This window comes from Chryseobacterium salviniae, from assembly GCF_035819015.1.
In the GTDB taxonomy this organism is placed as follows: Bacteria; Bacteroidota; Bacteroidia; order Flavobacteriales; family Weeksellaceae; genus Chryseobacterium; species Chryseobacterium salviniae.
Map to the genome: position 1 here is coordinate 51741 of NZ_JAYLAA010000046.1, position 6747 is coordinate 58487.

6 protein-coding genes and 1 pseudogene are annotated in these 6747 nt (G+C 38.4%); 5 read left to right on the forward strand and 2 right to left on the reverse strand.

Annotation, left to right across the window (positions count from 1 at the left end):
- Nucleotides 1-156: 156 nt before the first annotated feature.
- From SOP96_RS14615 to SOP96_RS14630, 4 genes are all read left to right on the forward strand, one after another.
- Nucleotides 157-1128, forward strand: coding sequence for a pectinesterase family protein (locus SOP96_RS14615; RefSeq protein WP_326321667.1), 972 nt, complete (start codon nucleotides 157-159; stop codon nucleotides 1126-1128).
- 43 nt (nucleotides 1129-1171) lie between these two features.
- A complete protein-coding gene (locus SOP96_RS14620) occupies nucleotides 1172-1909 on the forward strand; it encodes a rhamnogalacturonan acetylesterase (RefSeq protein WP_326321668.1) in 738 nt (245 codons plus the stop codon).
- A 23-nt stretch (nucleotides 1910-1932) separates the two neighbouring features.
- On the forward strand, nucleotides 1933-2271 hold the full coding sequence (locus SOP96_RS14625; RefSeq protein ID WP_326321669.1) for a cupin domain-containing protein: 339 nt from the start codon (nucleotides 1933-1935) through the stop codon (nucleotides 2269-2271).
- Nucleotides 2272-2478: 207 nt separating this feature from the next.
- Nucleotides 2479-3588 (forward strand): pectate lyase family protein, encoded by a 1110-nt coding sequence (locus tag SOP96_RS14630; protein WP_326321670.1) that lies wholly within the window; start codon nucleotides 2479-2481, stop codon nucleotides 3586-3588.
- A gap of 80 nt (nucleotides 3589-3668) precedes the next feature.
- On the opposite strand, the gene pelA is transcribed toward SOP96_RS14630, so the two are convergent.
- Both pelA and SOP96_RS14640 read right to left on the reverse strand, forming a co-directional pair.
- Entirely contained in the window at nucleotides 3669-4694 is a 1026-nt protein-coding gene (gene pelA / locus SOP96_RS14635) for a pectate lyase (RefSeq protein WP_326321671.1), read from the reverse strand.
- Nucleotides 4695-5879, reverse strand: coding sequence for a DUF4861 family protein (locus SOP96_RS14640; protein WP_326321672.1), 1185 nt, complete (start codon nucleotides 5877-5879; stop codon nucleotides 4695-4697).
- A 478-nt stretch (nucleotides 5880-6357) separates the two neighbouring features.
- On the opposite strand from SOP96_RS14640, the pseudogene SOP96_RS14645 reads away from it, so the two are divergent.
- Nucleotides 6358-6612, forward strand: a pseudogene (locus tag SOP96_RS14645) (type IX secretion system outer membrane channel protein PorV); the annotation flags it as partial.
- Nucleotides 6613-6747 lie beyond the last annotated feature (135 nt).

Sequence of the window (6747 nt, forward strand, 5' to 3'; positions counted from 1 at the left end):
TTTGAAAAGTATTTTTAACATTAAGAAAATTAAGACAATGCAATCTTAAAAAATTTTAACCTAAATCAATCTATTGATTTCTCAATTTCATTTACCTATTTAACTAAATTTCTTAATGTTAAACAAAAAACAAGCTTTATAAAAATAATCAACCCAATGAAAAAATTATTTTTAATTCTCTTTATTTCCACAGCAAATTTTCTTTTTGCCGAAAATGATCCGTATGTAAAAATTACCGTTGCCAAAGACGGAAGCGGCGATTTTACCTCGGTTCAAAAAGCGATCAATTCTATAAGGGATCTTGGTCCGGCGGAAGCACTGATTTATATAAAACCAGGAACATACCATGAGAAAATTGTGATCCCTTCATCAAAACATAAAATCACATTAGAAGGTGAAAATAAAGACAATACGATGATCACCAACAATGATTTCTCAGGAAAACAGGATTCGTCCAATGAAAAAATGACAACCTTCAATTCTTATACGTTGCTGGTAATGGGTGATGATATACAAATAAGCAATCTAACGATTCAGAATTCTTCATGCAATGAAGGACAGGCAGTTGCATTGCATGTGGAAGGCGACCGATTTATCATCAGAAATTCAAATATTCTGGGGTGTCAGGATACGGTATATTGTGCAACAAACCACAGCAGGCAGTATTTTGAAAACTGTTTTATAGAAGGTACGACCGATTTTATTTTCGGGCAGGCCACAGCGGTTTTTAAAAACTGCACCATTAAAAGTTTAGCCGACTCTTACATCACGGCTGCTGCAACGGAACCAGACAGGAAATATGGTTTTGTTTTTTTGGATTGCAGGCTGATCGCCAAAGAAGGTATTACCAAAGTTTTTTTGGGAAGGCCCTGGAGACCTTACGCCAAAACGGTTTTTATCAGTACCGAAATGGGAAATCATATTGTTCCCGAAGGCTGGAATCCGTGGAAGGGAGACAAGATGTTTCCTGATAAAGAAAGAACAGCTTATTACGCAGAGTTCGGAAGCAAAGGAAACGGTGGCAACACTTCAAAGCGGGTAAGATGGTCTCATCAGTTGACTAAAAAAGATCTGAAAAATTACACACTGGAGAAGATTTTCGCTGGCTGGAATCCTAATCATGAGTAATGGAATATATTGCTTATCGCCTTAAAAATTAAATTTATTTAAAATGAAAAAAATACTTTTACTATTCAGCATCATAATTTCAACATTCATGATGGCACAGAAAAAGCCGACTTTATTCCTGATAGGCGATTCCACAATGGCTAATAAGGAAAATCCTGACAAAAACCCGGAGCATGGATGGGGACAGGTTTTAAACCAATTTTTTACGACAGGGATTGAAATTCAGAATCATGCAATGAATGGAAGAAGTTCCAAAAGCTTCAGAACCGAGGGTAGATGGAATACCATCGAAAAGCAGCTGAAAAAGGGAGATTTCGTTATTATACAGTTTGGGCATAATGATCAGAAGGTGAAAGACTCCACAAAATTTACCAATCCGTACACGCAATACAGAGCCAATCTTGAAAGATATGTGAAGGAAACAAGAGCAAAAGGAGCAATCCCTATTTTAATGACTTCCATTGTAAGAAGAAATTTTAACGAAAACGGCGTATTGATAGATACCCACAAAGAATATCCTCTGGTGGTAAGAATGGTTGCCGATGATCTGAATGTTCCTTTCGTAGACATGCAGCTGCTTACCGAACAGCTGGAAATTTATTATGGTCCTGAAAATTCGAAAAAGCTGCACCTCCATTTCAAAGAAGGTGAAGAGCCGTATTATCCTAAAGGCAAAGCAGATGATACGCATTTATCTAAATTGGGAGCAGACCTGGAAGCGAAAATTGCTGCTGATTCTTTGAAAAATATGAAAACCGGACTGGAAAAGTTTATCAAATAAGAAATTAACTAAAAAAATCTGAAATGAATTTTAAAAAAGAAGCCTTTTTCGACGGAAATTCTGATTGGGAAGATCTGGGAGCCGGTGTTTCAAGACAATTTGTGGGCTACAATTCACAGATCATGATGGTGATTGTAAAATTTGAAAAAGATGCAGTAGGGGCTTTACATCATCATTTTCATTCACAGACCACCTATGTTGCTTCGGGAAGCTTTGAAGTAACGGTTGATGGTGAGACCAAAATACTGAAGGCAGGTGACGGATTCTTTGCACAACCTAATGTTTTTCATGGCGTTAAATGTCTTGAAGAAGGAAAGCTGATTGATGCTTTTGCGCCTTTCCGGGAAGATTTTATCAAATAAAATCACTCTGTTAATTTAAATAATAATTCAATGCATATTTTATTCAATTTAACAAATACATTTATTTTTAAATAAATAATATGCAACCGATTGAACATAAAAAATAATCAACATTATAATTATATAAATATTGATAGTTTAAAATATAAAACAAATAAATAGTAAAGTGGTAATTTTGAATTGAAATTAACAACAAATATTACTACTATGAAAACAAAAACAAAAGCTGCTTTTCTCATGGCAGCCCTGAGTTCAATTTTTGCTTTAACAAGCTGCGGACAGGAAGACCTGAAATCTGATCTTGCAGAGAACCCAACTGAAATCAGCAATGAAATGGCGGTAGATGCTATTGTTCCTTTAGCCAATTGTGTTGCACCGGGATGGGCTTCCCAAAACGGCGGAACTACCGGTGGCGGAACCGCTGCAGAAACAACGGTGTCAACCTATGCTCAGCTAAAATCGGCGATTGAAAATACGGCGGTAAAAGTTATTAAAGTTACCGGAACCATAACGATTACTGCCAGATTATCTTTTCAGGATCAAACAGGAAAAACCATCTACGGAGCCAGCGGCGCCAAACTGGTTTCCACCAACCAGACCAAAGATGGATCAGGAATCATCAACATTAAAAGATGCAACAATATCATCATCCGAAACCTTATTTTTGAAGGTCCGGGAGCGTATGATACCGACGGGTGGGACAACGCCATTCTCGACGACTGCCGCAATGTATGGATCGACCACTGTGAATTCCGGGACGGTGTAGACGGAAATTTCGATATTAAAAACAAATCGGATTTCGTGACTGTTTCGTATACCAAATTCCATTATCTGAAAGCTCCCAAACCCGGAGGATCAGGAGGAACAGATGATCACAGGTTTTCTAATCTGATCGGTTCCAGTGACGGCGCCACCGCAGATGCAGGAAAGTTAAATGTAACTTTCGTAAGATGCTGGTGGGCACCGGGATGCAAAGAACGTATGCCGAGGGTGAGATACGGAAAGATCCATATTCTTAACAGCTACTTCAACAGTTCGGTAAGCAATAAATGTATTGCTGCAGGCGTTCAGGCGAATATTCTGGTGGAAAGAAATGCTTTCGAAAATGTAAAAGAACCGATCAATCTCATGAGCGGATATACTGCAGTGACTCAAACCGGAAACAGCTTTGTAAACGTAACCGGAAACACGTCCGGAAGCGGGACTGCATTTACGCCGCCTTATTCTATCAACAAGCTTAATGCTTCTGATGTAAAGGCTGATGTTACGGCAAAAGCCGGTGCCACATTAGGCGGAAATATCTGCGATACTTTTTAGGAATTTAAACGCTGATTATAAAAACCGCGCGGGCTGATTCTCAGCCCGCGCGGTTATTTTTAGCAATACAAAAAGATTCTTTACCGGGAAAGTTTATTTTTATCCAGCCATTTCGGATATTCTTTATCAATCAGCTTTTTTGCAAAATCACCAAACCAGCTATAGCCATTTCTTCTTTCTTCGGAAACTTCATTGTAATTGTATTTTACACTTCCGTCGCGGTCACCAAACAGAGGACGGTTATCATGTATATCATAAAACCTTGCCCAGATAACAGAATTTTTGTCTTCCGCAAGAACCCGCACCGTTTTTCCGTTTTGTTTAACGACATTGTAACTGTAGCCTTCAATATCATTTTCGGTAAACCACTGTACGGCGGATTTCACAGACTTTTCAATTTCAGGCGTTACCGGCTGCAGCATCAGAAATCTTACGATTCCTACCGATTCTGCGGTGGCCAGGGAAATGGGTTCAAAAGCTCTTGCTTTATCCGGCTGCAGGGTAATTTCATTGTACTGGTCTGCCCAGATCGTCGGTTTCCCGTTCTGAAGAACCTGTGCTTTTAAAATGCATTCAATTCCTTTTTTTACGGCCTTTTTAGATTGTTCTTTCAGTTTTTCATCTACGGCGATAAAATCATTTTTCCCTTCTGCTGTGTTGTAAAGGACCGTTAACGCATTAATCATGGCATTGTCATTAAAGGTAATCTGCTTTCTGTACAAACCTTTATTCGGAAAATATTGAGGGAAACCTCCGTTTTCATACTGCATGGTAAGCAGATAACGAATTCCTTTTTCTGCGGATTTCAGGTAATCCGGATTTTTTGTTTCGGAATAGGCTTTTATCAAAGTATTGATTTCCTTTGATGTTGCGTTGTTATCTATGGTGGCGTGATCATCACCTGTTGCTTTTATCTTTTTTAAAAGATTTTTATCGACCGGCAAATTGTAATTCACCACCGATTTATCTTCCAGCTGTTTTCCCCATCCGCCTACAGGAAGCTGATACAGCAGCATTTTTTCGGCCAGTGTATCTTTTTTTACCTGAGCGGAAATAGGTAAGGTAAATAATCCAAGAGCAAGTGTACAAATATTCAGTTTCATCATTTATTTAACGTTTATAATTAAAGGATTTTTAATAATTTGGGATTGTTTTATCAGCATCTTTTCCCAGTCCTGCTGCGTTTGGATATCACCGCTTTTCTGCCATGCAAACCCGGCATAATAAACCAGCTTGTTTTGTGGCTTCGTGATGACATAGAGATTGCTTTCATCCGGAATATCCGACCGGAAAGCTATTGATTTTTCAACAATACTCGGATCCACAACAATACCTTCCCCTACAAAAGCGTCATCAATTTTTTCCCAGTGAAGATAATAGCCTGCTTTATCATTCAATTTTGCTCCACCTCCGTTTTTATGTAAAGTTATTCCGATGGTATAGTTGGGAACCGTTTTTTTAACAGTAAAATGTGATTCAAATCTTGAAAAATTTGAGCCGAGATTCAGTGAAATTATCTTGGTTTCCCGCACTCCAAATTCGCTCCACGGTTCATAGGTTAGTTCAAAAACCGTACGAAGCGGGCCTTCCGCAATCATTCTGGAGGAAACAAAATTCTGTGAAACCTGCAGCTTTTCATTAACCCAGATTCCGATTCCGCCGGTTCCACGGCTGTTTCCGACGTGGTAAGGATCGTAGCCCTCACCTCTTGTATCTTTATGATAATATAGGGGATCGGTAAGATATCCTTTATACCATTTGTTAATTACCGGAAACTTCGTTCTTTTCAGCCAAATATCCACGCCGCTGGAGAGTGTGCTGCTTTTTATTCCCTGCAATGCTTCCTGCTGCCCTTTCGGCCCATACATCCTGAACGCTATTTTATCATTTTCCCAGGCATAATCATCTACCCGCTCCGGAACCAGCCTGGAGTAGGTTGAGATTTCACTTTCAGGGAATGGTATTCCCGGCTCAGCTGATACTGTATAAACTGCTTTCTGGTTTCCTTCAATTTTCGCCTGAAAAAGCAACTCATCATTGTTTCCGTCTCCGTTGTTGTCAATCCATTGTATCAGAACCGGATTATTGTCTGAGTCCTTGATTCTGAGATCGGATCCCTTGTTTTTCTTTAAAAATGGCTTTAACCGGGAGACAGGAACGGCAACCACTTCTTTTCTGGGAAAACTAAGGGTATTGCTTACCTGAATTGTTTTTTGGGCAATAACAAAATCAAAATTAATGCAACCGATTGCGCACATTAATCCTGTAAGATAACTTTTAGCGGTAACCATAATTATATCAGTTGAGTGAATTTCAAAAATAATAAAAATAAAACAATTAAGCGGTTTAAATTTATTCAAATTCCCTCTTGAAGACCTGCTTAAATTTTTATTGAATTTTCCTGAATAGACTCCATTCAAATAACGTTGTTTTATTCTTGATTTTAATAGTATTTACCTAATAAATTTTTATAGCTTTTTCTTAATTTGCTATAGAAGTTGGCTTGAATCTTATATTCCCCTTTCACTGCTTTTTTTAACTAAGAATTGTTCGGGCCGAAACCGCCCGTAAATCTTTGTTATACACCTCTGTCTGTTTTAATTTGTATGATGATAATTTGTACAGCGTTAATTAATTACTGTATTTTACAATAAAAAAAGGTATCCGAATCCGGATACCCCCTTAAATCTTTATACGATCTAAATACCTTTACTTATTTTTGAAACTCTATGATAAACCCTCCGCTACCTATACTGCTTAATTTGCAGTACCATCATGTACAGTGGTGCATTAGAGTATTCTTATGACAATGCTTTCGCTGTAAGAACCGGTTATTTCCACGAAAGTGAAGAGCAGGGAGCAAGACAGTTTGCTACGGCAGGTATCGGATTAAAATACCGTTCTTTCGGTCTTGACATCTCATACCTTATCAATGTATCCAAAATTAACACGGCATTGGACAATACCCTGCGTTTCGGACTTACCTGGAACATTGGTGAAGAAACATCAAATGCAGATTATTAAGAAATTTTACATACCCATACAAAAAGTCTCATATTTTATGGGACTTTTTTCGTTATTAAAAATCAATTTCAGGAGCTTCTTCCTGCTCTCCGCACTCGCTATTTTCAGGTTTCGTGGGGCGCGGCTAAGCCGCGC